General features: G+C 68.2%; 25 protein-coding genes. 10 read left to right on the top strand and 15 right to left on the bottom strand.

The window, feature by feature from the left end; all coding sequences use genetic code 11:
• Positions 1-60: 60 nt before the first annotated feature.
• The 8 genes from lpdA to eno all read right to left on the bottom strand — a co-directional run bounded on the left by lpdA (position 61) and on the right by eno (position 8,325).
• On the bottom strand, positions 61-1,500 hold the full coding sequence (gene lpdA / locus MKK52_RS17670; RefSeq protein ID WP_243956009.1) for a dihydrolipoyl dehydrogenase: 1,440 nt from the start codon (positions 1,498-1,500) through the stop codon (positions 61-63).
• Positions 1,501-1,512: 12 nt separating this feature from the next.
• A complete protein-coding gene (locus tag MKK52_RS17665) occupies positions 1,513-2,952 on the bottom strand; it encodes a pyruvate dehydrogenase complex dihydrolipoamide acetyltransferase (protein ID WP_243956007.1) in 1,440 nt (479 codons plus the stop codon).
• A gap of 2 nt (positions 2,953-2,954) precedes the next feature.
• Positions 2,955-3,539 carry a Uma2 family endonuclease gene (locus MKK52_RS17660; RefSeq protein ID WP_243956005.1) on the bottom strand — a complete coding sequence of 195 codons (585 nt, stop codon included), beginning with the start codon at positions 3,537-3,539 and terminating at the stop codon, positions 2,955-2,957.
• Positions 3,540-3,550: 11 nt separating this feature from the next.
• Positions 3,551-3,826, bottom strand: a complete 276-nt coding sequence (locus MKK52_RS17655) for a DUF5076 domain-containing protein (RefSeq protein ID WP_243956003.1) — start codon at positions 3,824-3,826, stop codon at positions 3,551-3,553.
• 66 nt (positions 3,827-3,892) lie between these two features.
• Positions 3,893-5,332 carry a pyruvate dehydrogenase complex E1 component subunit beta gene (locus tag MKK52_RS17650; RefSeq protein ID WP_243956000.1) on the bottom strand — a complete coding sequence of 480 codons (1,440 nt, stop codon included), beginning with the start codon at positions 5,330-5,332 and terminating at the stop codon, positions 3,893-3,895.
• 56 nt (positions 5,333-5,388) lie between these two features.
• Positions 5,389-6,447 (bottom strand): pyruvate dehydrogenase (acetyl-transferring) E1 component subunit alpha, encoded by a 1,059-nt coding sequence (pdhA, locus tag MKK52_RS17645; protein WP_409564692.1) that lies wholly within the window; start codon positions 6,445-6,447, stop codon positions 5,389-5,391.
• Between the two features lie 167 nt (positions 6,448-6,614).
• Complete coding sequence (locus tag MKK52_RS17640; protein ID WP_243955999.1) at positions 6,615-6,926, bottom strand: FtsB family cell division protein; 312 nt, start codon at positions 6,924-6,926, stop codon at positions 6,615-6,617.
• A gap of 109 nt (positions 6,927-7,035) precedes the next feature.
• Positions 7,036-8,325, bottom strand: coding sequence for a phosphopyruvate hydratase (gene eno / locus MKK52_RS17635; protein WP_243955997.1), 1,290 nt, complete (start codon positions 8,323-8,325; stop codon positions 7,036-7,038).
• A 178-nt stretch (positions 8,326-8,503) separates the two neighbouring features.
• On the opposite strand from eno, the gene queF reads away from it, so the two are divergent.
• Positions 8,504-8,956, top strand: coding sequence for a preQ(1) synthase (queF, locus tag MKK52_RS17630; RefSeq protein ID WP_243955995.1), 453 nt, complete (start codon positions 8,504-8,506; stop codon positions 8,954-8,956).
• Between the two features lie 65 nt (positions 8,957-9,021).
• Here the strand turns inward: queF and MKK52_RS17625 are convergent, their stop codons facing one another.
• Positions 9,022-9,339, bottom strand: coding sequence for a hypothetical protein (locus tag MKK52_RS17625; RefSeq protein WP_243955993.1), 318 nt, complete (start codon positions 9,337-9,339; stop codon positions 9,022-9,024).
• 296 nt (positions 9,340-9,635) lie between these two features.
• Between MKK52_RS17625 and MKK52_RS17620 the strand changes: the two genes are divergently transcribed.
• Both MKK52_RS17620 and MKK52_RS17615 read left to right on the top strand, forming a co-directional pair.
• Positions 9,636-9,893, top strand: a complete 258-nt coding sequence (locus MKK52_RS17620; RefSeq protein WP_243955991.1) for a hypothetical protein — start codon at positions 9,636-9,638, stop codon at positions 9,891-9,893.
• Between the two features lie 75 nt (positions 9,894-9,968).
• Complete coding sequence (locus MKK52_RS17615) at positions 9,969-10,640, top strand: class I SAM-dependent methyltransferase (RefSeq protein ID WP_243955989.1); 672 nt, start codon at positions 9,969-9,971, stop codon at positions 10,638-10,640.
• Position 10,641: 1 nt separating this feature from the next.
• Here the strand turns inward: MKK52_RS17615 and kdsA are convergent, their stop codons facing one another.
• Together kdsA and MKK52_RS17605 are read right to left on the bottom strand one after the other, a co-directional pair.
• Positions 10,642-11,487: a 3-deoxy-8-phosphooctulonate synthase gene (gene kdsA / locus MKK52_RS17610; RefSeq protein WP_243955986.1), complete on the bottom strand. Its 846-nt coding sequence runs from the start codon at positions 11,485-11,487 to the stop codon at positions 10,642-10,644.
• Positions 11,488-11,496: 9 nt separating this feature from the next.
• Positions 11,497-11,967 carry a hypothetical protein gene (locus MKK52_RS17605; RefSeq protein WP_243955984.1) on the bottom strand — a complete coding sequence of 157 codons (471 nt, stop codon included), beginning with the start codon at positions 11,965-11,967 and terminating at the stop codon, positions 11,497-11,499.
• A 74-nt stretch (positions 11,968-12,041) separates the two neighbouring features.
• Here MKK52_RS17605 and MKK52_RS17600 point away from each other — a divergent pair, with 74 nt between their 5' ends.
• Entirely contained in the window at positions 12,042-13,040 is a 999-nt protein-coding gene (locus MKK52_RS17600; protein ID WP_243955982.1) for an alpha/beta fold hydrolase, read from the top strand.
• On the opposite strand, the gene MKK52_RS17595 is transcribed toward MKK52_RS17600, so the two are convergent.
• Positions 13,037-14,215 (bottom strand): amidinotransferase, encoded by a 1,179-nt coding sequence (locus tag MKK52_RS17595; RefSeq protein ID WP_243955981.1) that lies wholly within the window; start codon positions 14,213-14,215, stop codon positions 13,037-13,039. The genes MKK52_RS17600 and MKK52_RS17595 overlap by 4 nt on opposite strands.
• A 213-nt stretch (positions 14,216-14,428) precedes the next feature.
• Here MKK52_RS17595 and MKK52_RS17590 point away from each other — a divergent pair, with 213 nt between their 5' ends.
• From MKK52_RS17590 to hpnK, 5 genes are all read left to right on the top strand, one after another.
• On the top strand, positions 14,429-15,562 hold the full coding sequence (locus MKK52_RS17590; RefSeq protein WP_243955980.1) for a flippase-like domain-containing protein: 1,134 nt from the start codon (positions 14,429-14,431) through the stop codon (positions 15,560-15,562).
• Entirely contained in the window at positions 15,553-16,188 is a 636-nt protein-coding gene (locus tag MKK52_RS17585; protein WP_243955979.1) for a phospholipid-binding protein MlaC, read from the top strand. The genes MKK52_RS17590 and MKK52_RS17585 overlap by 10 nt, the downstream gene beginning before the upstream one ends.
• Before the next feature lie 51 nt (positions 16,189-16,239).
• Entirely contained in the window at positions 16,240-17,445 is a 1,206-nt protein-coding gene (gene hpnI / locus MKK52_RS17580) for a bacteriohopanetetrol glucosamine biosynthesis glycosyltransferase HpnI (protein ID WP_243955978.1), read from the top strand.
• 46 nt (positions 17,446-17,491) lie between these two features.
• Positions 17,492-18,925, top strand: coding sequence for a hopanoid biosynthesis associated radical SAM protein HpnJ (gene hpnJ, locus MKK52_RS17575; RefSeq protein ID WP_243955977.1), 1,434 nt, complete (start codon positions 17,492-17,494; stop codon positions 18,923-18,925).
• Positions 18,926-19,047: 122 nt separating this feature from the next.
• Complete coding sequence (hpnK, locus tag MKK52_RS17570) at positions 19,048-19,890, top strand: hopanoid biosynthesis-associated protein HpnK (RefSeq protein ID WP_243955976.1); 843 nt, start codon at positions 19,048-19,050, stop codon at positions 19,888-19,890.
• On the opposite strand, the gene MKK52_RS17565 is transcribed toward hpnK, so the two are convergent.
• Genes MKK52_RS17565 through MKK52_RS17555 form a run of 3 tightly spaced genes read right to left on the bottom strand, consistent with a single transcriptional unit; the run spans position 19,880 to position 23,256 of the window.
• Positions 19,880-20,281, bottom strand: a complete 402-nt coding sequence (locus tag MKK52_RS17565) for a type II toxin-antitoxin system VapC family toxin (RefSeq protein WP_243955975.1) — start codon at positions 20,279-20,281, stop codon at positions 19,880-19,882. The genes hpnK and MKK52_RS17565 overlap by 11 nt on opposite strands.
• Complete coding sequence (locus tag MKK52_RS17560) at positions 20,278-20,547, bottom strand: type II toxin-antitoxin system Phd/YefM family antitoxin (protein ID WP_243956138.1); 270 nt, start codon at positions 20,545-20,547, stop codon at positions 20,278-20,280. The genes MKK52_RS17565 and MKK52_RS17560 overlap by 4 nt, the downstream gene beginning before the upstream one ends.
• A gap of 45 nt (positions 20,548-20,592) precedes the next feature.
• Entirely contained in the window at positions 20,593-23,256 is a 2,664-nt protein-coding gene (locus tag MKK52_RS17555; RefSeq protein WP_243955973.1) for an MMPL family transporter, read from the bottom strand.
• Between the two features lie 553 nt (positions 23,257-23,809).
• Between MKK52_RS17555 and hpnH the strand changes: the two genes are divergently transcribed.
• Positions 23,810-24,973: an adenosyl-hopene transferase HpnH gene (gene hpnH, locus MKK52_RS17550; protein ID WP_243955971.1), complete on the top strand. Its 1,164-nt coding sequence runs from the start codon at positions 23,810-23,812 to the stop codon at positions 24,971-24,973.
• The last annotated feature ends 58 nt before the right edge of the window (positions 24,974-25,031 follow it).

Here is a 25,031-nt window from a genome sequence, read left to right as displayed (position 1 = left end):
CTTTCGGCTCTGGACGAAGAAACGGCCGCCCCTCGGGGCGGCCGTTTCCGTTTGCGGCGATCAGGTGTGGATCACCTTGCCGTAGGCGTCGAGGACGCTCTCGTGCATCATTTCGCTGAGCGTGGGGTGCGGGAACACCGTGTGCATCAGCTCTTCCTCGGTGCTCTCGAGGTTCATGGCGACCACGTAGCCCTGGATCAGCTCCGTGACCTCGGCCCCGACCATGTGCGCGCCGAGGAGCTGGCCGGTCTTGGCGTCGAAGACGGTCTTGATCATCCCGTCCGGCTCGCCGAGCGCGATAGCCTTGCCGTTGCCCGCGAAGGGGAAGCGACCGACCTTCACCTGGAAGCCCTGCTCCTTCGCCTTGGCCTCGGTGAGTCCGACGCTGGCGATCTGCGGCTGGCAATAGGTGCAGCCGGGGATCTTGCCCTTGTCCATCGGGTGGGTGTGCAGGCCCTTGATGGTCTCGATGCAGATGACGCCCTCGTGCTCGGCCTTGTGGGCGAGCATCGGCGGGCCGGCGACGTCGCCGATGGCGTAGAGGCCCGGCACGTTGGTCCGCCCGAGCCCATCCGTGACGATGCAGCCCCGGTCGGTCTTCACCCCGAGCTTCTCCAGCCCGAGATTCTCGATATTGCCGACGACGCCCACCGCCGAGATCATCTTCTCGGCCTTGATCTGCTGAGGCTTGCCGTCCCCGCCCTCGATGGTGGCGGTGATCGAGTCGGACGCCTTCTCGACCTTCGTCACCTTGGCGCCGGTGAGGATCTTGATGCCCTGCTTCTCGAACCGCTTGCGCGCCATCGCGGCGATCTCGGCATCCTCCACCGGCAGGATCTGCGGCAGGACCTCGACCACCGTCACCTCGGCGCCCATCGTCCTGTAGAACGAGGCGAACTCGATGCCGATGGCGCCGGAGCCCATCACCAGCAGGCTCTTGGGCATCGTCTCGGGGACCATGGCCTCGTAATAGGTCCAGATCTGCTTCTTGTCGGGCTCGATGCCCGGCAGGGCGCGGGGCCGGGCGCCCGTCGCGACGATGATGTGCTTGGCCTGATAGGAGCCCGCGCCCTTGGCGCCCTTCGGCGGCTCGGCGCGCTTGCTCTCCTTCACCGTGACCTGACCGGGCTGGTTGCCCTTGGCGACGGACTCGACCGTGGCCTCGCCCCAGATCACATCGACCTTGTTCTTCTTCAGCAGCATCCCGACGCCGCCGTTGAGGCGGGCCGAGACGCCGCGCGAGCGCTTCACGATGGCGGCGGTGTCGAACCCGACTTTCTCCGCCGTGAGGCCGTATTCGCCCGGATGCTGGAAGTAGTGGAAGATCTCGGCCGAGCGCAGCAGCGCCTTGGTGGGGATGCAGCCCCAGTTCAGGCAGATGCCGCCCAGGTGCTCCCGGTCCACCACGGCGGTCTTGAAGCCGAGCTGCGCGGCGCGGATAGCGGTGACGTAGCCGCCGGGTCCGGCCCCGATGATGAGGACGTCGTAGGTCTCAGACATGAAGGGCTCTCCTCAGACGAGCATTCCCATCGGGTTCTCGATCAGCCCCTTGAAGGCCGAGACCAACTCCGCGCCGAGCGCCCCGTCGAGGACGCGATGGTCGCAGGAGAGGGTGCAGGTCATCACCTGCACGACGGCCGGCGCCCCGTCCTTCACGACGACGCGCTTCTCGCCCGCGCCCACCGCCAGGATGCTCGATTGCGGCGGGTTGATCACCGCCGTGAAGTGCTTGATGCCGAACATGCCGAGGTTCGACACCGAGGTGACGCCGCCCTGATACTCCTCGGGCTTCAGCTTCTTGGCGCGCGCGCGGGCCGCGAAATCCTTCATCTCCTTCGAGATGGTCGAGAGCGTCTTCTCGTCGGCGCGGCGGATTACCGGGGTGAACAGGCCGCCGTCGATGGCCACCGCGACGCCGACCTCGGCGTGCTTGAAGCGCAGGATCCGGTCCTCGGCCCAGACCGCGTTGGCGGCCGGGACGCGGGTGAGGGCGAGGCCCATCGCCTTGATGACGAAGTCGTTCACCGAGAGCTTGAAGGCGGGCTTGCCGTCCTTGTCCTTGCCGGCGGAGCCGTTCAGCGTCTCGCGCAGCGTCATCAGCGCATCGAGTTCGCAATCGACGGTCAGGTAGAAGTGCGGCGCCACCTGCATCGCCTCGGTGAGGCGCTTGGCGATGGTCTTGCGCATGCCGTCAAGGGGCACCTCCTCGTAGGCGTCCTTGGCGTAGAAGCCCTTGACCTGATCGGTCGTAAGCCCGGCGGGCGCGCCGCCTGCGGGAGCCGCCTTCGGGGCGGGGGACGCCGCCTTCGGCGCGTCGGCGGCCTTCGGGGCCTCGGCGGCGGCCTGGGATGCGGGGGCCTTCAGCCCGCCGCCGGCCTTCGCCGCCTGCACGTCGCGGGCGATCACGCGGCCATGGGGACCGGTCCCCTGGATGGCGCCGAGGTCGATGCCGTCCATCTTGGCGAGGCGCCGGGCGAGGGGCGAGGAGAACACGCGTCCCCCCTCCCCGCCTGAAGCCGGCGACGCGGCGGGCTGGCCGGCGGCCGGGTTCACCGCCTTGGCGGCGTCGGGCGCCTCGTTCGAGCGCGCGTAGGACATCTGGGCGTTGTCGGACGTCTTGGCGTCGGCCTTCGGCGCCTCGGCGGGGGACGCCTTCGGGGCCTCGGCCTTGGCGCCGCCGCCGGGGGCCTGGACGCTGCCCGGATCTTCGCCCTCGCCTGCGATGAGGGCGATGAGGTCGTTCACCGGCACGTCGGCCGTGCCCTCGGGCACGATGATCTTTGCGAGGACGCCCTCATCGACGGCCTCGACCTCCATGGTCGCCTTGTCGGTCTCGATCTCGGCCAGCACGTCGCCGGACTTGATCGAGTCGCCTTCCTTCTTCAGCCACTTGGCGAGGTTGCCCTTCTCCATCGTCGGGGACAGGGCGGGCATCAGGACGTTGATCGGCATGGTCAGGTCTCGGGCGTGGCCGGATCGGCGAAGGGGAAGAGATCGTCGAAGGGGAATGACACGGCGTCGAAGGGCGCCAGCGAAACGGGCTCGCCGCCGACCACCGTTCCGAGCAGGAGCCACCGGCCGCCGGTCAGCGCGAACCCTTCGAGGGTGCGCTGGTCGGGGTCGAGCAGCCAGAGATGGCCGATGCCGGCCTCGGCATAGATCCGGCGCTTCGGCCCACGGTCGAGCCGGAACGTCGAGGGCGACAGGATCTCGCAGGCCCAGTCCGGCGGGGTCGTGATGAACGCGCCCTCCGGCTCGGTGGGCATCCGCTCCCGGCGCCACCCGGCTAGGTCCGGGACCACGACATGCGGACCGAGATGCAGTTCCGGCTCGGCCATGAAGACCCAGCCGCCTGGCCCGCCACGGCCACGGCCGAACGGAAAGTCCAGCTCGCCGCCGAGCTTCAGCGACACCGACGCGTGCCTCGGCCTCGGGCGCGGATGCGTCTCCAGCGTTCCATCCACGATCTCGGCGACGAGATGCGGAAGCACCGCTTCGAGGTCGGCGTAGGTGGCGAGGCGCGGAGCCGCCTGGGCCATGCGGGCCCCCGTCAGTTGAACTCGCCCGGAGCGAGGCATTCCGCCTCGATCGCGGCGCGGATCCGCTCGAACGCCTCGTCCACCGACATGTCGGTATCGACCGCGTAGGCGTGCGCCGCCTGCCGGGCGAGATCGACCAGCAGCCGGCCCCAGGTCGCCGGATCGTCGAAGGAGCGGCGCAGGGCGACACTCACCGCGCCGTCCACCACCGCCGCGCGCAGCACCTCGACGCCGCCCTGTTCGAGGGCGTCGGGCGGTGCGGCGAGTTCGGCGAAGTTCGCGCTCATCGGACGGGACCGGGTTGCGTTGTCCCGCCGGCGGGGCGGGAGGACGGGGTGACGGCGAGCCGAGCCCTACGACTTGTAGCAGACGGCCTTGGCCGCCTCGATCACCTCGGCCACGTTCGGCAGGGCGAGCTTCTCGAGGTTGGCGGCGTAGGGCATCGGCACGTCCTTGCCGGTCACCCGCAGGACGGGGGCGTCGAGGTAGTCGAAGGCATCGACCATCAGCCGCGCCGAGATCTCGGCGCCGACGCCGGATTGCGGGAAGCCTTCCTCGACGGTCACGCAGCGGCCGGTCTTCTTCACCGATTCGAGCACCGTGTCCGTGTCCATCGGGCGGATGGTGCGCAGGTCGATGACCTCGGCCTCGATGCCCTGCTCGGCCAGTGCCTGCGCGGCCTTCAGGGCGTAGGTCATGCCGATGGAGAACGAGACGATGGTCACGTCCGACCCCTGGCGGTGCACCCGCGCCTTGCCGATCGGCAACTGGAAGTCATCCAGCTTCGGCACCGGGAAGGACTGCCCGTAAAGGATCTCGTTCTCGAGGAAGATCACCGGGTTCGGGTCGCGGATCGCGGCCTTGAGCAGGCCCTTGGCGTCGGCGGCGGTGTAGGGCGCGATGACCTTCAGGCCCGGCACGTTGGAGTACCACGCGGCGTAATCGTGGCTGTGCTGGGCGGCGACGCGGGCCGCCGCGCCGTTGGGACCGCGGAACACGATGGGGCAACCGAGCTGGCCGCCGGACATGTAGAGGGTCTTGGCCGCCGAGTTGATGATCTGGTCGATCGCCTGCATGGCGAAGTTGAAGGTCATGAACTCCACGATGGGCTTCAGCCCGGCCAGGGCCGCGCCGACGCCGATGCCGGCGAAGCCGTGCTCGGTGATCGGGGTGTCGACCACGCGCTTGGCGCCGAACTCCTGCAGGAGGCCCTGGGTGATCTTGTAGGCGCCCTGATATTCGGCGACCTCCTCGCCCATCACGAAGACATCGCCGTCGCGCCGCATCTCCTCGGCCATGGCGTCCCGCAGGGCCTCGCGGACGGTCATCGTGACCATCTCGGTGCCGGTGGGGAATTCCTCCATCACCGGATCGTTCGCCTTGGCGGTGATCTTGGCCGGAGCGGCGGGAGCGCGGGGGGCGTCGTCCTCGGTCTTGGCGATCGTGGCCGGCTTGTCGCCGCCCTGCTCGACGGAGGTGTCGTGGCCGTTCGCCTTCGGCGCCTCGGCCGGCGGCTTCCCGCCCGACGAGGCGGCCGATTCCACGTCCTCACCCTCGTCCGCGATGATCGCGATGGGGGTGTTCACGGCGACACCCTCGGTGCCCTCGTCCACGAGGATCTTGGCGAGGACGCCCTCGTCCACCGCCTCGACCTCCATGGTCGCCTTGTCGGTCTCGATCTCGGCCAGCACGTCGCCGGACTTGATCGGGTCGCCGACCTTCTTGAGCCATTTCGAGAGCTTGCCCTCCTCCATGGTCGGAGACAGGGCGGGCATGAGGATATCGGTCGCCATGGTGAGTTCTTCGCGTCGCTCTCGTACGGGGGCGGCCTAGGGGTTCGGCGGCGCGGTCAGGCGCCGACTTCGAGCAGGATGTCGGTCCACAGCTCGGAGGGATCCGGCTCGGGATCGTTGGTGGCGAACTCGGCCGCCGCGTTCACCGTCTCGCGGACCTTGGCGTCCGTCGCCTTGATGTTGGCCTCCGGCACGCCGTGCAGTTCGAGCAGGCGCTTGCGCACCATCTCGATCGGGTCGTGCTCGTCCCGCATCTTCGAGACCTCGTCCTTCGTCCGGTACTTGGCCGGGTCGGACATGGAGTGGCCGCGATAGCGGTAGGTCTGCATCTCGAGGATGAAGGGGCCCTTGCCCGAGCGGGCGTGCTCGATGGCGCGGCTGGCGGCCTCGTGCACCGTGCGGACATCCATGCCGTCCACCGACTCGCCGGGGATGCCGAAGGACAGGCCGCGCTTCGAGAAGTCGGTCTGCGCCGAGGCGCGGGCGACGGAGGTGCCCATCGCGTAGCGGTTGTTCTCGATCACGTAGACGACCGGCAGCTTCCAGAGCGCCGCCATATTGAAGCTCTCGTAGACCTGGCCCTGGTTGGCGGCGCCGTCTCCCATGTAGGTGAGGCTCACCTTGCCGTTGCCCCGGTAATGGTCCGCGAAGCCGAGGCCGGTGCCCAGCGAAACCTGCGCGCCGACGATGCCGTGGCCGCCGAAGAACTGCTTCTCGCGGCTGAACATGTGCATCGAGCCGCCCTTGCCGCGGCTGTAACCGCCGCGCCGGCCGGTCAGCTCGGCCATCACGCCCTTCGGCTCCATGCCGGTGGCCAGCATGTGGCCGTGGTCGCGGTAGCCGGTGATGACCTGATCGCCGTCCTCGGACGCCATCTGCATCCCGACCACCACGGCCTCCTGGCCGATGTAGAGGTGGCAGAACCCGCCGATCAGACCCATGCCGTAGAGCTGGCCCGCCTTCTCCTCGAAGCGGCGGATCAGCAGCATCTCGTGGTAGGCGTGGAGGTCTTGCTCGCGGGTGAATTGCGGCATGTTCGGAGCCGGCTTGTGGGCCTCGGCCGCCGAGGCCGACGACGGGCCGGCAGCGGGCTCGGTCGTCTTGCCAGCTTCCATGTCGTCTCTCCCGCACTCTCGCTGTCGTGAGGCGGGTGTAGGCTAGGAACAGACCGAAAGCGAGGCCCGCCCCTCTGACAGGCAAGCGCCGATGTCAGAGCGTGGCGCAGCAAATCCACAGGTCTGTAGCGGATTGCCGGCTACAGCCGCACGTGCGGCAAGAACTCTCAAGGATCGATGATGACCACGTCGTTGGCGTGGACCCGGCCCAGCACGATCCGCGCCCGTTCCTCCAGCAGGTCGCGGTCGATCTGGTCGCTCTTGAGCAGGGCGACGCGATGCTCCCACACGGCGCGCTCGGCCTTCACCGTGGCCAGTTCCTGGTTGAGGCCGAAGGCCCGGATCTTCAGCGCCCGTTTGGCTTCGAGGCCGCGGTTGCCGCTCTCCGCCTGGACGATGAAGTAGCCGCATACCAGGGCCGACAGGGTCCAGAGACCCAGCGGCAGCACGATCATTCTGACGCGGCGGCGGACAACCATGCGGGAACACTGGCGCGGGAAGGTTAACGGCTGGTTGCCGTCCGCCCCAAACGAAGAGGCCCCCGGCGCCGCGTGGACGCCGGGGGCCTCTGTTCGGCCGAGGGAGCGATCAGCCCTGCGCGATCTGCTTGATCGCGCCGCGCCCGGCATAGAGCGCCTGCGGGCCGAGGCCCTCCTCGATGCGGATGAGCTGGTTGTACTTGGCCAGTCTGTCCGAGCGGGCCAGCGAGCCGGTCTTGATCTGCCCGCAATTCGTCGCGACCGCGAGGTCGGCGATGGTCGAATCCTCGGTCTCGCCCGAGCGGTGGGACATCACCGCCGTGTAGCCGGCGCGCTGGGCCATATCGACGGCGGCCAGCGTCTCGGTGAGGGAGCCGATCTGGTTCACCTTGATGAGGATCGAGTTCGCGGTGTGGTTGGCGATGCCGCGCGACAGGCGCTCGACATTGGTCACGAACAGGTCGTCGCCCACCAGCTGGCAGCGGGTGCCGACCTTGTCGGTGAGCAACTTCCAGCCCTCCCAATCGTCCTCGGACATGCCGTCCTCGATGGAGACGATCGGGTACTTGCCGACGAGTTCGGCGAGGTAATCGACCTGGGCGGCGATGTCGCGGGTCTTGCCCTCGCCCTCGTAGAGGTAGGCGCCGTTCTTGAAGAACTCGGTGGCGGCGCAATCGAGCGCCAGGGCGATCTCGGAGCCCGGCTTGAAGCCGGCGGCCTGAATCGCCTCCATCACGAAGTCCAGCGCAGCCTCGGCGGAGGGGAGGTTCGGGGCGAAGCCGCCCTCGTCGCCGACATTGGTGTTGTGCCCGGCCTTCTTGAGGGCGCCCTTCAGGGTGTGGAACACCTCGGAGCCCATCCGCACCGCCTCGGCGATCGAGTCGGCGCCGACCGGCATGATCATGAATTCCTGGAAGTCGATCGGGTTGTCCGCATGGGCGCCGCCGTTGATGATGTTCATCATCGGCACCGGCAGGACGCGGCCCTGGACGCCGCCGACATAGCGGTAGAGCGGCAGGCCGGAGGCTTCCGCCGCCGCCTTGGCGACCGCGAGCGACACGCCGAGGATGGCGTTAGCACCGAGCCGGCTCTTGTTGGCGGTGCCGTCGAGTTCGATCATCGCCTCATCGACGGCGACCTGATCCTCCGCATCCATGCCGCCGATGGCGTCGAGGATTTCGGTCTGCGCGGCCTCGACCGCCTTCAGGACGCCCTTGCCGAGGAAGCGGGACTTGTCGCCGTCGCGCAGCTCGACCGCCTCGTGGGCGCCGGTCGAGGCGCCGGAGGGAACCGCCGCGCGGCCGAAGGAGCCGTCCTCCAGCAGCACATCGACCTCGACGGTCGGATTGCCGCGGCTGTCGAGGATTTCACGGGCGCTGATATTGGTGATCGCGGTCATGGTTGTCTCCCCGAGGGCCGCGGGCCGTTCGTCGCGTCGGCCCAACGGCCACGCGTCGCGGGCGGCTTATCCGCCATGCTCGGCCCCCCGGCAACCCGGCGCGGCCCCGCTTCCCGGCGAAATCTTTGCGAATGCCGCTCAAGGCTTTCCAAAGCCGGTCGCCACGGTATAGGGGGCCATGACCAGCACATCCGACCTTCAGCTGGGGCAGGCGACCCCCCTTCCCCAGACTCCCGAGGAAGCCCGGCTCGACCGGGTGCCGAATCCCCATGCGGACACGGATTACGTCGCCCGCTTCACCGCGCCGGAATTCACCTCGATCTGCCCGGTGACCGGCCAGCCCGACTTCGCGATCCTTGTGATCGACTACGTGCCGGGCGAATGGCTCGTCGAATCGAAGTCGCTGAAGCTCTATCTGGGCTCATTCCGCAACCACGGCGCCTTCCATGAGGATTGCACCGTCACCATCGGGAAGCGCCTCGTGGAGCTGCTCGCGCCGCGCTACCTGCGGATCGGCGGCTATTGGTACCCGCGCGGCGGCATCCCCATCGACGTGTTCTGGCAGACCGGCACGCCGCCTGCCACGATCTGGCTCCCGGAGACAGGCGTCGCGCCCTATCGCGGGCGCTGACGTCACGAATGAAAAAGGGCGGCCGGCTCGCGCCGACCGCCCCCTTTTACTTTAACTGCTAAGACTTAGTAGCCGTAGCCGTAGGCCGGCGCACCGTAGCCATAGCCGTAAGCCGGGGCGCCATAGCCGTAGCCATAGGCCGGACGGCCGTAGCCGTAGCCGTAGGCGTCACGGGCCGCACCGGCGGCGATCGCACCGGCCGCGAGGCCAGCGATGCCGAGGCCGACAGCCGCGCCGGTCCCGATACCGCGACGGCCACCGTAGTAGCCATGATGCCCGTAACCGCCGTGGAAGCCGTAGGGGCGCGCCTCGGCGCCGGTGGTGGCGGCGATGCTGCCGACAGTCAGAGCGGCGGCGGCGGTGATGAGAGCAAACTTGCGCATGATATCCTTTCTCGATCACTGATCGATCATGTCCCAATAACGTGGGGCCACCGCCTGGGTTCCAAAGGATTCACATCGCGTTTTTCGATGATCCGGGTTCGTGAACGCCTGTTCATCAGGCGATGGCCTCAGAATTCGGGCTCGGTTGCCTGCTCTGTGGCCGTAGGAAGCTATGCCGTTCGCATCGGGAACTTGCCGACGGGTGGGCTGCGCCGACTATTGCTGACACGCAATTTAATCGACGGATCCCTCCACACGGCCATTTGATCGAGGCCCGTGGCGCCCCGATCCCGACCATGCGATCCGTCCTGACCTGTCTGCTCGTGTTCTTCGCCGGATTGTCCGCCTCGGCTCAGGCCCTGAGCTGTCCATCCCCCACCGCGCATGTGCTCACCGATGCGGTCTATGTCCGGCCGCTCTACGGCGGGCCGTATCGCCATTGTGGCGGGGAGTGCCTGAAGAGCGGAACGCTGTCGTGGTTCTGCTCCGAACGGCAGCAATGCGTTCTGAACTGCGCCGTCGCCCCGCCGACGCGAAAGTGCGCGACGCCGTGAGCCGGGATGCGCCAGGGCGGGAACCGGCGCATAGAGAAGAGACGCCAAAACGCGGCGTGTCGGAGCCCTGGTTCGATGGACGCCCTTACGCTCATCCGTGAAGTCTTCGCGCCGCTCGCGGGGAAAGCGATCCTCGACATCGGCTGCGGTACGGGCACCCTCGCCCGCGCCCTGACCGAGGACGGCGCGGCCGTGACCGGCATCGATCCCGGTGCGGAGGCCCTCGCCAAGGCGCGCACTCTCGTCCCCTCTGCGCGGTTCGAGGCGGCCTCCGCCGAGGTTCTGCCGTTCGGAGACGGGCAGTTCGACGGAGCGGTGATGCTGAATTCACTGCATCACGTCCCCGATCCGGCCAAGGCGCTCGCCGAGGCGGCGCGGGTGCTGCGGCCGGGGGGACGTCTGGTGGTGATCGAACCGCTCGCCTCGGGCACGTTCTTCGACGCGCTGAAGCCCATCGAGGACGAGACCGCGATCCGTGCGGCGGCGCAGGCGGCCATCGCGCACGCCGTCGCGAAGGACGCCTTCGCTTGCGAGCGCGACCTCACCGTCGAGCGGTGGGAATCCTTCGCGGACAGCGAGGCGTTCTTCACCCGCGTGACCGCCGTGGACCCCGACCGGGCCAGGGCGATCCGCGAGCGGCGTGATGTGGTCGAGGCGGCCTTCTCAGGCGCCGCCGTCAGGGGCGAGGACGGGCGCTTCGCCCTCGTCCAGCCCCTGCGGATCCACGTGCTTCTGCCGAGGAGCTAGGTCAGAGACCCTTCGCGAGACGGTCGAAGGCGATGAGCTGTTCGAGCAGGGCCGGCATGTCCTTCAGGGCGACCATGTTGGGCCCGTCCGAGGGCGCGCGGTCGGGGTCGGGGTGGGTCTCGATGAAGACGCCCGCTACGCCGACCGCCACCGCCGCGCGGGCGAGCACGGCCACGAATTCCCGCTGCCCGCCGGAGCTGCCGCCTTGGCCGCCCGGCTGCTGCACGGAATGGGTGGCGTCGAACACCACCGGCGCGCCGCCCGTGACCTCCGCCATGATCGGCAGGCTGCGCATGTCCGAGACGAGGGTGTTGTAGCCGAAGGAGGCGCCCCGCTCCGTCACGATGACGTTCGGGTTGCCGGCCTGGGTGATCTTGGCGGCGACGTGCTTCATGTCCCAGGGGGCGAGGAACTGGCCCTTCTTCACGTTCACCACCCGCCCCGTGGCGGCGGCCGTGAGGAGAAGGTCGGTCTGGCGGCAGAGGAAGGCCGGGATCTGCAGGATGTCGACCGCCTCGGCCACAGGGGCGCATTGGGTGGCATCGTGCACATCGGTGAGGACCGGCAGTCCCAGGGTCTCGCGGATCTCAGCGAAGACCGGCAGGGCGCCGTCCAGCCCCATCCCGCGCGCGGCGCCGCCGGAGGTGCGGTTCGCCTTGTCGAAGGAAGCCTTGAATACGAGGCCGATCCCGAGCCGCGCCGCCAGCTCCTTGAGGGCGGCGGCAATCTCCAGGCCGTGCTGGCGGCTTTCGAGCTGGCAGGGCCCCGCGATCAGCGACAGGGGCAGGTGGTTGGCGAAGGCGGCGTCGCGGGCGCGGACGACGGGGCCGGTCAGAACGTTCGACATGACGCGGGTCTAGCCGGCATGGCGCCGACGGGAAAGAGCGGCGGGGGCGATCCGGCAGACGGTGAGGTCCCCGGCGGGCGCATCCTGGCGGGGGCCGGTCTCGCACAGCATCAGCGCCCGGCCGGTGGCGCCCCGGCGGGGGGCGTCGGCGAGCAGGCTGTCCTGATGGAGGTTGAGCGCCAGCACCTCGGCGCGCTCGGCGTCGGCGCCGGTCAGCGCCCGCGCGGCGAGGCCGACGAGGGCGAAATACGCCTTGTCCGGCTCGCGATCGAGGGAGGCGAGGGTGATCCGCGCCGGGCTCCGGCAATCGAGGCTCATGCGCTCGGCATCCTGCGCCCGGAACACCGCGTATTCGCCGGTACGGCCGGCGAGCGAGGCGCCGGTCACGCGGATGACCTTCGCCGTGAGGACATCGCAGGCATCGGCCGCCGCGGCCGGCGTGGCGGCGAGGAGGCCGGCGATCATGAGAAAACGGAGCATCGGGTTTGTCCGGAGGGGGCTTTCCTCCCGCTCTTATAGGGCGATGTGATGGGCCAGTCCCATCCGGAGTGCTCATGCCCCGTCTCGCCCTCGCCCCGGCCCTCCTCGCGTTGAGCCTCGCCGCCCTGCCCTGCCGGGCGGAGACGGCCTACGGGCCGGAGCTTGAAGGGTTCGACTATCCCTTCCCGGTCGAGCGCTTCACCTTCACCTCACAGCGCCAACCCCTGCAGATGGCCTATCTCGACGTGAAGCCGGACAAGCCGAACGGGCGCACGGTGGTGCTGCTCCATGGCAAGAACTTCTGCGCCGCGACCTGGGAGGGGCAGATCCAGGCGCTCACCGCGGCCGGCTACCGGGTGGTCGCGCCGGACCAGATCGGCTTCTGCAAGTCGAGCAAGCCGGGCGCCTACCAATTCACCTTCCGGCAGCTCGCCGAGAACACCCACGCCCTGCTCGACAAGCTCGGCATCCAGACGCCCATCGTCGTCGGGCATTCCACGGGCGGGATGCTCGCCGCCCACTACGCCCTGCTCTACCCGAAGGAGGTCGCGCGGCTGGTGATGGTCAATCCGGTCGGCCTGGAGGACTGGAGCGCCAAGGGCCTGCCCCCCATCTCCATCGCCCGCTGGTACGAGCGCGAACTAAAGACGAGCGCCGACTCGATCCGCAAGTATGAGACCGCGACGTACTACTCAGGCCATTGGGAGGAGCGCTACGAGCCCTGGGTGCAGATGCTGGCCGGGCTCTATGCGGGCCCCGGCAAGGAGGCCGTCGCCTGGGATTCAGCCCTGCTCTACGACATGATCGTCACGCAGCCGGTGGTCTATCGCTTCCCGCAGATCGCGGTGCCGACGCTGCTGATGATCGGCCAGAAGGACACCACCGCCATCGGCAAGGACCTCGCCCCGCCGGAGGTGCGGCCGACGCTCGGGCATTACCCCGAACTCGGCCGCGCGGCCGCCAAGGCTATCCCCGGCGCCCGCCTTATTGAGTTTCCCGAGTCCGGCCACGCGCCTCAGATGACCGAGCCGGAGGCCTTCAACCGGGCGCTGATCCAGGGGATCGGCGACTAGAAGTACGATTGTAGCGTGCCCCGGCGGCGCACGTCGAGCGTGGCGCAGTGGAACGAGCCGCCGAACGGGCCGTAGCTCAGGAACGGCGCGGGGATCGGGTCGAAGCCCCAATCCTTCAGCGCCTTGATGAGCGTCGGCTGGCTCTGGTCCACGACGATCTTCTTCTCGGTGATCGCCAGCACGTTGATCGAGGTCCAGGGCGAGCACATCGAGATCTTGCTCATGAAGCCCTCGACCGGGTCGGGGCGCGGGGCGACGAGGACGTCCCACTTCTTGAGCACGGCCGGCAGCCGCTCGATGTCCACGTAATCCGGGTTCACCAGCACCTTGCCCGGCGCCAGCGGCATGAACGACGAGTCGATGTGCATCGGCTGCGGGCAGCGGCTCTCGATCTCGTGGATGCGGAAGCCCGAGCCGAGGTGGCGGCGCAGCCACTCGATGCCCATCAAGTTCGTGACGTTGGAGCGGGTCACGAACAGGTCGCGGCCACAGCGCACGAAGTCGGCGGCGTCGAAGACCGGCTCGAACTCGTTCACTGTGAACTGCATGGGCTCGCCGGCCTTCAGGTTCGGCACCCGGTAGTCGTAGTTGTAGAGGTCGTCCGTCAGCTGCGGGCGCGGGGCCGAGGTCCAGCGGGCGCCGTTGCGGAAGTATTCCTTGAACAGCGAGCGGTAGGCGTCGCCCTCGAAGTAACGGGAGCGCCAGCACATCGGGCTCTCGATGATCTCGTCGCCGATGACGAGGTACGGATCGCGCGGGCAGGCCACGCAGAACCCGCGCGAGGACCAGCGCGGCGCCTTGAACTTGCGGGAGAAATCCACCGTGTCGGGACGGCGCACCTTCACGCCTTCGCCCGCGAGGATGGTGATGAAGTTGTCGAGCTCGGCCTGGGCGAGCTTCTTCATGAACTTCGGATACTTCCAGCCCGAAGCCAGCCGGTAGAAGGGCTGGGCCGCCCGCGGCAGGTTGAAGATGACCGTGAGATGGTGGGTGGGGATCGTCGCCCCGTCGAGGGAGCCGACGATGACCTCCTCCAGCGGATCCCACTCGTTCCACGCCATCACGGGCGAGTGCGGCGCGGGCGTGGAAGGCTCCCGCGAGTGGGTCGTGTAACCCTCGACGCGCGCAGATTCATCCACGGCCTCGGCGGCCGTGATGGGTGATTCGCGGTCCATGACGTGTGCCCCTTCTGCGACGTTTCGCGGTCTCATGTCCGGGACGTCAGGCCCGTTCGCCGCTTTGCCCCTCGGTGTAGCAAACGGGTGATAGACAGGGCTCATCCATGCTGCAACGTGGCGGAATAGCTTGTTGGGGCCGCTCGGACCTATTTCCGCCGCGACCGTGACCGATTTCCCGCATCAAGCCACTTGCGAGCTTGAAAGACGAAGATGAAGCGTCTCACGACACTGGCCTCGATTGCCGGTCTCTGCACGGTCGTGGGCCTGTTCGCGTCCTCGGGACTTGAGGACGTGTCGGCCGCCGTTGCGAGCGCCGGATGGGGCGCCCTCCTCGTCGTGCTCGCGAGGATCGTCGCCGTCGCCTGGGCGGGACTCGGCTGGTACGTCGTCTTCCCGAAGGCGCCGACGCCCCTCCTGCGCGACTGCATCTCCCTGCGCTTCGTGCGCGAGGGCATCAACACGCTGTTGCCGGTGGCGACGGTGGGCGGCGACTTCGTCGGCGCGCGCCTGCTCGCCAAGCGCGGCGTCAGCGGTGCCCTGGCCGGCGCGAGCATGTTCGTCGACCTGATGACCCAGGCGGTGACGCAGCTTATCTTCACCGTGCTCGGCCTCGGATTGCTGATCTGGCTCGTCGGGGACGGCCCCGTCGCCCGCACCGTGTCGGGCGGTGTCGCCCTGGCCGTGCCGGCGCTGGCCGCCTTCTACCTGATCCAGCGTCGGGCCGGTCACCGGGTGATCCAGGCCCTCCTCAACCGCTTCGCCTCCGGGCGCGAGTGGCGGGCGCTCGGCGCCGTGGACCAGCTCTATGACGGCCTGCGCCGGCTTTACGGCGCGCCGGGCCGGGTCTTCGCGGCCATCGTCGTGCATTTCGGCGGCTGGATCATCGGCACCCTCGAAGTCTATCTGTGCCTGCACTTCATGGGCTACCCCGTGGACTTCATGCAGGCGCTCGTCATCGAAAGCCTTGCGCAGGCGGTGCGCGGCGCGGCCTTCGCCGTGCCCGGCGCCCTCGGCGCGCAGGAGGGCGGCCTGATCGCCCTGTGCGGCCTGTTCGACATCCCCGCCGAGGCGGCGCTCGCCCTCTCCCTGGTGAAGCGCTTCGCCGACCTCGGCGTGGGCCTGCCGAGCCTGCTCCTCTGGCACCGCACCGAGGCCGCGATCCGCGCCAAGGGCGAGGATGAGACGGAGGAGGCCGAAGCCGAAGCCGACCCGGATGGGGCGATCCGCTTCTCCCGCCGGCCCAAGCCGACGACCCATGCGGCGACCCTCGGTCCGTTCTACAGCTATGCCCCGCCGCGCATGGGCGCCCGGCTGGACGAGAAGGACCTGAAGAAGTGCGCTTGATCCGCCGCTTCGCCGCCGCCGCGATCCTGGCCCTGCCCCTCGCCGCCCCCGCCCAGGCGGGTGACGAGGCGGCGATCCAGACCGTGCGGGACCTCTACGCCGCCTTCTCCGGCGCGGTGAAGGACGGTGCGGGCCCCCTGCCCGCCCGCGTCGAGGCCGTGACCCCGGCGATCGACAAGGCGTTCGATTTCCCCGCCATGGCCCGCCTCGCGGTCGGCTCCAAGTGGTCGGGCTTTACCCCCGAGCAGCAGCAGGCGCTGACCAAGGCGCTCAAGCGCAGCCTCACCGTGACCTACGCGAACCGCCTCAGTCAGGCGGCGGGCGGCCAATTCGAGGTCATGCCGAAGATCGAGATGCGCGGCGCGCAGCGCGTCGTTCCGACCAAGGTCACGACGGTCGGCGGCGACGATTCCGAGGTCGACTTCGTCGTCAATGCGGACGATAGGGTGCAGGACGTGCTCCTGAACGGCGACGTGAGCGAGTTGGCGGCGCAGCGCACCCTGCTGTCGAAGCCGCTGGCGAGCGGCGGCGCGGACGGGGCCGTCAAGTTCCTCAACGAGCGGGCCAACGGCATGCTCGCCGCGAAGCCCGCTTCCAAGCCCGCCCCCGCCAAGGCCGCTCAGTAGTCGCCGCCCGCAACGCCGCAGCCGGCGGCCGGACATTCACGGACCCAACGGATGGATCTGACTTCCCTGGCGTCGCAGGCGCTGCTCTGGCTGTCGCCGCTCTGCCTGCTCCTCGCCGGGGCGGGGTGCCTCTACGGCCTCGCGGCATCGTTCTTCGTCGGCCGCTACGGCGCTCGCCGCATCCCCGCCCTCCCCGGTGACGCCCGGCCGGCGGTGACGGTGCTGAAGCCCCTCTGCGGGCTGGAGCCGAACCTCTACGAGAACCTCGAAACGGTGCTGCGCCAGGATTATGCCGGCGCGGTGCAGGTCGTCTTCGGCGTGCAGAACGCGGGCGACCCCGCCATCGGCGTCGTCCGGGCGTTGCGCGAGGCTTACCCCGACAAGCGGATCGACCTCGTGATCGATGCGCGGCAGCACGGGTCCAACCGCAAGGTCTCGAACCTCATCAACATGGCCGAAGAGATCGCCCACCCGGTGATCGTGCTGGCCGATAGCGACATGGTGGTCGCGCCGGATTACCTCGAGCGCATCGTCGCCGAACTGTCCCAGCCGGGGGTGACGGGCGTCACCTGCCTCTATCACGGCGTGCCGGCCTTCCCCGGCTCGATGGGGCAGCTCTCGGCGCTGGCCATCGACGTGCAGTTCCTGCCGAACGTCGTGATGGGGGTGAGCCTCGGCCTCGCCAAGCCGTGCTTCGGCTCCACCGTCGCGTTCACCCGCGAGAGTCTGGACGCGGTCGGCGGCTTCCGCCGCTTCCGCAACGACCTCGCGGACGATTACGCCATCGGCGCCGCCCTGCGCGGCCTCGGCGGCCGGGTGACGATCCCGACCTTCACCATCGGCCATACCTGCGTCGACACCGAGCTTCACGGCATGTGGAAGCACGAGCTGCGCTGGAACCGCACGATCCGCACCGTGGATCCGGCGGGCTATGCCGGCTCGGTCGTGACGCACGCCTTCCCGCTGGCGTTGATCGGCTCCGTCCTGCCGGGCGCGGGCACCCTGTCGCTGGCCGTCGCCGCGAGCGCGCTCGCCAGCCGCATCCTGCTCTGCCGGCAGGTCGAGCGGGCCTTCCGCCTGCCGCCGCACGCCTACTGGCTGTTGCCGATTCGCGACATCCTCTCCTTCATGAACTTCTCCTGTGCCTTCCTCTCGGGGTCGGTGACATGGAAAGGTCACGATTATCACGTGGTTGCGGACGGTACGCTGATCCCCGACGCAGACCTCGGCCGCGATGCCGGGGCTCCGACCGCCTGATCCGCCCGAACCCGACCCCATGCCCAGCATTGAGGCCTTGAACCCCATGCGCACGCTTTTCCTCCAGGCCCCCACCTTCGACGGGTTCGATGGCGGCGCGGGCTCCCGCTACCAAGCCAAGCGCGAGATCAAATCGTTCTGGTACCCGACCTGGCTCGCCCAGCCGGCCGCCCTCGTGCCGAACTCGAAGCTGATCGACGCCCCGCCGCACAACATCAAGCTGTCCGAGATCGTGGCCCAGGCCAACGATTTCGACCTCGTGGTGCTCCACACCTCGGTCCCGTCCTTCAAGTCCGACGTGAAGACGATCGAGGCACTGAAGGCCGCCAACCCGAAGCTGATCGCCGGCCTGATCGGCGCCAAGGTGGCCGTGGATGCCGCCGGCGCCATGGCCCAGGCCCCGGTGGTCGATTTCTGCGCCCGCAACGAGTTCGACTTCACGGTCAAGGAGGTCGCCGACGGCGTGCCGATGGCGCAGATCAAGGGTCTGTCCTATCGCGATGCCAATGGCACCGTGGTCCATAACGAGGACCGCGAGATCATGACCGATATGGACCAGCTGCCCTTCGTCACCAGCGTCTACAAGCGCGACCTGGAGATGGAGAAGTACTTCATCGGGTACCTGAAGCACCCCTACATCTCGTTCTACTCGGGCCGGGGCTGCAAGAGCCGCTGCACGTTCTGCCTGTGGCCGCAGACGGTCGGCGGGCACACCTACCGCACCCGCTCGGTCGCGCACGTGATCGAGGAGATCAAGTACTGCCTGAAGGAGTTCCCCCAGACCAAGGAGTTCTTCTTCGACGACGACACCTTCACCGACAACCTGCCGCGCGCCGAGGAGATCGCCCGCGAACTCGGCAAGCTCGGCGTCACGTGGTCGTGCAACGCCAAGGCGAACGTGCCGCGTGAGACCCTGAAGGTCCTCAAGGAGAACGGCCTGCGCCTCCTCCTCGTCGGCTACGAGTCCGGCAACCAGCAGATCCTTCACAACATCAAGAAGGGCATGCGCGTCGAGGTGGCCGAGAAGTTCACCCAGGATTGCCACGACCTCGGCATCGCCATCCACGGCACCTTCATCCTCGGCCTGCCGGGCGAGACGAAGGAGACGATCCAGGAGACGATCGCCTTCGCCAAGCGGATCAACCCGCACACGATCCAGGTCTCCCTGGCGGCGCCCTACCCGGGCACCTTCCTGTACAAGCAGGCGGTGGAGAACGGCTGGCTCGACATCGAGAACGCCGAGCTCGTTGATGAGAACGGCGTGCAGGTCGCCCCGCTGCACTACCCGCACTTGTCGCACACCGAGATCTTCACCTCGGTGGAGGAGTTCTACAAGAAGTTCTACTTCCGGGCTCCGAAGATCGCCTCCATCGTCAGCGAGATGGTGCGGTCTCCCGACATGATGAAGCGCCGCCTCCGCGAGGGCGTGGAGTTCTACCGCTTCCTCAAGGAGCGTCAGGGCACCGCCAAGGCCGCGTAAGTATCGGGGGTCCGGGGCCTCAGGCCCCGGCGGGGCGTGCGGGGCGGTGCCCCGCCTATCCCAGGGCTCCGCCCTGGACCCGCGAGAGGGCTCGCCCTCTCGACACCCGTTACGAGGTCATTGTGAAGCGTCTCGTCGTTACGGCTGATGATTTTGGGCTGAGCCTCGCGGTCAACGAGGCCGTCGAACAGGCGCACCGCGAGGGGATCCTCACGGCCGCCAGCCTCATGGTCTCCGCCCCCGCCGCCGCCGATGCGGTGGCGCGGGCCAAGCGTCTGCCCTCGCTGAAGGTCGGGCTGCATCTCGTGCTGGTCGAGGCGTGGCCGACGCTGCCGCCCGCCGCGCTTCCCGATCTTGCCGGGCCGGATGGCCTGCTACGGGCCGACATGGCCAAGCTCGGGCTCGATTTCGCCCGCCGTCCCGCCGCGCGACGCCAGCTCGCCGCCGAGATCGAAGCGCAGTTCGAGGCCTACCGGGCGACCGGGTTGCCCCTCGATCATGTCAACGCCCATAAGCATTTCCACGTCCACCCGCTGATCGCGGGCGCCGTGCTACGCATTGGCCGCCGCTATGGCATGCGCGCCATCCGGGTGCCCCGCGAGCCGCGCGAGATCCTGCGCCGCGCCGAGCCGGGCGCCAAACCCCACGCCGCCCTCGACAGCGCCCCCTGGGCCGCCCTGCTCGCCGTACGTGCCCGTCAGGCCGGCTTGCTGATCCCCGACCGAACCCTCGGCCTCGCGTGGTCTGGCGCCATGACGCCGCCGCGCGTGGCCGGGCTTCTCGCGCATCTGCCGGATGGTCTGACGGAGCTCTACACGCACCCGGCCACCGGAGGTGGGTTCCCTTGCGAGGCGCCGGGCTACCTCTACGCGCAGGAGCGCGATGCGCTGATCGCGCCTGCCACGCTCGCCGCGGCGCAGGCGTCCGGCGCCGTCCGGGGCGGGTTCTCGGACTTCATTCGATGATCGGCGTGAGGCGCGCCGCGAACGGATGATCCGCGAGAGCGTGATCGAGCGTCACGAGCCGCCGATCCTCTACGATGCATTGCGCCAGCAAAAGCCGGTCGAACGGGTCTCGCGTGGCGGGGAGCGGCGAGATCTCCGCGAGTGCATGCGATGCCGTGATCGGTAGCATCGTGAAACCCATCGCCGTGACCGCCTGAGGAAGAAGACCGAGATGCATGCCCGGCTCCAGTTTCCCGAGGCGGGTCTTGATCGCGATCTCCCAGAGACTGGCTGCGCTCACGCAGGCATCAATATCCGGCCGAGCCATCGCTGCAGCGACCGAAGGGGCCGTCGCTTCCAGCGTCTCCTTCAAAAGTCCTAGCAGGATATGGGTGTCGAGGAGCAGCCTCACGACCCAGGCGAGGGCCGCAGCAGAAAATCTTCGGGAAGCGGATCGTCGAAATCGTCCGCGATGAATGCGAAAGGCTTGTCGACTCCCAGCGAGCGAAGGAAGGCGGCGCCCGCCGCCAGATCGATTCGGCGCGCCGCCTGTGGGTGTGGGACGAGGTCGGCCACGGGCGCGCCATCGCGGGTGAGGACGATATGCTCGCCCCTCTCCGCGCGGGCGATGAGGTCCGCGAGGTCGAGATCCGCTTTATCGAGCGCCACCGATTCCATGATCCGGAAGGTAGGCGTCGCCAAAGTTGGCGTCCAGCCCGCCGGCTACTTCGCCGGCATCGGCTCCGCGCGGCGCTTGCCGAGGATCGGGCTTTTGCCGGCCGCGTCGCCTTCGGGGCGCTTGCGATCGGGCTGGGCCGGGGGCTCGCCCAGCGTCGCCGGGACCACGAAGAACGCGGCCAGCAGCGTGAAGAACAGCGACAGGGCCAGCAACTCACCCATGCTCGCCGTGCCCGGATGGCTCGACAGCACCAGCGAGCCGAAGGCGCTGCCCGTGGTCATCGCGGAGAAGAAGATCGCCCGCGTCAGGCTGGAAGCCAGCATGTCGGTCACGCCCGCCCGCCACGCGATCACGTAGTAGATGTGGAAGGCCACACCCACCGCGAGCATCAATGGCAGGGCGATGATGTTGGCGAAATTCAGCGGCATGCCGATGATCCGCATCGCCATCAGCGTCCACAGGGTCGCGATCACCAGCGGGCCCAGGGTCATCGCCACGTCCCACGGCTTGCGCAGGGCGACCGAGAGGATGACGAAGATCAGCACCAGCGCGGTGACGGCGGCCTGCACGAAGGCGCCGAGGATCGTGTAGCTCGACCGGGTGGTCGAGACCGGCGCGCCCGTCGCGTGCGGGGCGACCTTGAGCACTTCGTCAGCGAAGTTGCGCAAGACCTTGTCGTTGTTCGAATCTCCCTTCGGGTGAACCTCCACGCGAGCGCGGCCGTCGGCGGCAACCCAGTCGGCCTTCAACTGCGGCGGCATGTTCTCCAGGGTGATCTTTTCCGGGTGGAGCAGGTCGCGCAGGCGCGACAGCAGCGGCCCGAGATCCTTCGTCAGCGCCACGGAGGCCGCTTCGCGCTTCTGGACAGGGCCGTCCGCGAGGGTGTCGAAGGTGCCCGCGAGGTGCTTGGCCGTACCGGCGCCGGGCGTGCCAGCCTTCGCCTCGTCCGCGACGCCCTTCAGGGCGGTCGCCGCGTCCTTCAGCGCCTTCACGTTGTCGGCGTCGGTGGGCGGCGGCGGCTTGCGGGCCGGGTTGAGAACGGGATCGAGAAGCTGTGCCGTGTCAGCGACTTGCGCGAGTTTCTTATCCTGGTCCGGCGGGACGAAGGTGTTGATGCTCGTCACGAAGTCGGCGGCCGGCAGGGACTCGAGCTTCTTCGAAACCTCGGGAATCGCCGCGACGTTCGGGGCCAGCACGTCGATGACGTTGGGGCTCGTCTCGGGATTCTTGATGAGGTCGAGATAGGTGGCGATCGACTCGACCTTCGGGCTGCGCAGGTGCATCGGGTTCGAATCGAACGGCAGCGACCACAGCAGCGGCATGCCGGCAAGCGTCACCAACCCGACGGCGATCAGGATCGGCTTGCGGTTGCGGATGATCCACGGATCGACGCCGACCAGCCACTTGGTCTCGACGGCGACCTTCTCGCCCTTCGGCCGGAACACGGCGATGAGGGCCGGCAGCAGGGTCAGGGAGAAGAGGTAGGCCACGATCATGCCGACGCCGGCGATCAGGCCGAGTTCGGACACGCCCCGGAAGGCGGTCGGCAGGAAGGCAAAGAAGCCGGCGAGCAGTGACACCGCCGCCAGCGTCAGCGACCAGCCGACGCCCCGTGCGGCGGCGCGGATCGCGGCCTGCAGGGTCGGCTGTTCGTAGCGGTCGGCGCGGTAGCGCACCGAGAACTGGATGCCGAAATCGATGCCGAGCCCCACGAACAGGGCGGCGAAGGCCACGGAAATCGGGTTCAACTCCCCGACGAGCACCAGCCCCAGGGCCGCCGTCACGATCAGGCCGGCGAAGGTCGTTATGATGACGGCGATGACCAGCGGCCCCGAGCGCAGGGCGAGCCACAGGAACAGCACGATGGCGCCGACGATGATGCTGTTATTCAGCAGCGCATCTTCGGAGAGTGTTGCGAATTCCTCGTCTGCCACGGCGACGGGGCCGGTGAGGCGCATCCGCAGGCCGTTGGCGGCGTCGATCTTGAGGTCGCGGGCGACCTCGCGGATCATCTTCGTCGCCTCGTAGCCAGGCTCCAGAGCGTTGAAGTCCAGCACCGGCTGGATCATCACGAATTTCAGCTTGTCGGTGACGCGGGTCTCGCCGTTGGCGAGCAGCGTCTGCCAGGACAGGCGTGCCGGCTCGCCCTTCAGGACCTTCTGGAGCGTGGCGTCGATCTGCGCCATCGGCTTGTCGAGGTCTTGCAGCGTCGCGTCGCCCGACTTCACCCCTCGGGCGCCGAGGGTGAGCACGCGCATGATGCCGCGCAGCGATGGGTCGGCGGCGAGCGGGCCGAGCAGGCCCTGCTGCTGGGTCAACTGGTCGAGGGTCTTGTCGAGTTCGGCCTGCGGCATGAGCAGGAGGCCGTTCTTGTCGAAGAACGGGCCGCCATCGGGCCGGTAGACGGTCTCGATGAGGTTCTTGCGCTCGGAGAGGGCGCGGGTGAGCGAGGCGGCGGCCTCTTCGGTCTCCTCCGGCGTCTGCCCGTCGATGACGGCGACGATCAGGTTCGAGCGCTGCGGGAAGGCCTTCTCGAAGGCAATCTCGTCCTGCCGCCAGGGCTCCTTCGGGTCGATGAGCCGTTCCACATCGGTGTTGATCCGGAACAGGTGGGCGGCGACACCGAGGCTCGCGACTGTCATCACCGCAATGAGGGCGATGACGGTCCAGCGGAAGCGGACGGAAGACGCGACGAGACCTTCGATCACGAGTATCCTGCCAGTTCGTCCGGACCGAAGGGGGAGATCCCGCCCGTTCCGGAAACGCTTGCCGGGCCGAACGGCTCTGAGAACCGCCGGACCCGTGGTCGTCGAGGGACTACGCGCGGGGCAAGCCTGCAACCGGTGCGGAGTTCCCCCCGCGCCCGGCGCCGTCTTGCGGCGCAGTCGCTTGGCTCAGTAAAGAGGCGGGCTCAGGATTGCAACGCGAGGCGGGCCCGCGTCACCTTCCGGCCACAGGCGTGCGTTGCCGCACCGTAACCGCGACGAGGTTTGCGCAAGCGGACGGAATGGCCGTAATGCGGTCGCATTGTGCGCGTGGAAGTCGTGCACCGTCCGGGGATGAGGCCGCCGGGTTGGCAGCGACTGGCATCAGCCATGCGTCTGCCTGTGGCGCCGATGCGTCAGCCTCGGACTAATGAGTTCCTGCAAGTCCTCTACACCGTAGTTTGAGAGTCGTTCCAAGCTACGTTGCTGGAAATCGAGAACTTTCCACGCTATGCACCCCGCCTGTCCGGGGCCGACGCAACTAAGGAGCCGCAACTTGGGTATCCCCCTCCGGTACGTCGCGAAGATCGGCGGCTACATCCTCAAGCAGCATTTGACGGGTCGCAAACGCTACCCGCTCGTGATGATGATGGAGCCCCTCTTCCGCTGCAATCTGGCCTGCGCGGGCTGCGGCAAGATCGACTATCCCGAGGAGATCCTCAACAAGCGCCTGCCGGTGGACGAGGCGCTTGAATCGGTGCGCGAGTGCGGCGCCCCGGTGGTGGTGATCGCGGGTGGCGAGCCGCTTCTCCACAAGGATCTGCCGCAGATCGTCGAAGGCATCATCGCGCAGAAGAAGTTCGCGATCGTGTGCACGAACGCGCTGCTCCTCGAGAAGAAGATCAAGGAGTACAAGCCGAGCCCGTACTTCACTTGGTCGATCCATCTCGATGGCGACAAGGAGATGCACGATCAGTCGGTGTGCCAGCGCGGCGTCTACGACAAGGCCGTGGCGGCGATCGCGAAAGCCAAGGAGATGGGCTTCCGCGTCACCATCAACTGCACCTTCTTCAACAACTCGAAGCCGGAGAAGATCGCCGACTTCTTCGACAGCGTGACCCGGATGGGCATCGACGGCATCACCGTCTCCCCCGGCTACGCCTACGAGCGCGCCCCCGATCAGCAGCACTTCCTGAACCGCAAGGCGACGAAGGACCTGTTCCGCGGCGTGTTCCGGCACGGCAAGGAGAAGGGCCGCGAGAAGTGGACCTTCCAGCAGTCGGGCCTGTTCCTCGACTTCCTGGCCGGCAACCAGACCTACCATTGCACCCCGTGGGGCAACCCGACCCGCACCGTGTTCGGCTGGCAGAAGCCCTGCTACCTGCTCGGCGAGGGCTACGCGGCAACCTTCAAGGAGCTGATGGACAGCACCGATTGGGATTCCTACGGCACCGGCAACTACGAGAAGTGCGCCGACTGCATGGTCCACTCGGGCTACGAGGCCTCTTCGGTGGTCGATTCCGTCCGCAAGCCGTGGAAGCCGGTGGTGCAGATGCTGCGCGGCATCAAGACCGAGGGCGACATGGCCCCCGACGTCAGCCTCGCCAACCAGCGCCCGGCCGAGTTCGTGTTCTCGCGCAACGTCGCGCAGAAGCTGTCCGAGATCAAAGCCTCGGGCGTGGACACCAAGCAGGAAGCCCGCAAGCGCACCGCCGCCTGAGGCGCCTTGCCGAGCGAAAGAGAAGGGCCGTCGCGGTGCACCCGCGACGGCCCTTTTT

The sequence above is a fragment of the Methylobacterium sp. J-067 genome (assembly GCF_022829465.1).
Taxonomy (GTDB): domain Bacteria; phylum Pseudomonadota; class Alphaproteobacteria; order Rhizobiales; family Beijerinckiaceae; genus Methylobacterium; species Methylobacterium litchii.
Note: the sequence above shows the minus strand (reverse complement) of the source record. Positions and strands in the feature narration are given on the sequence as shown.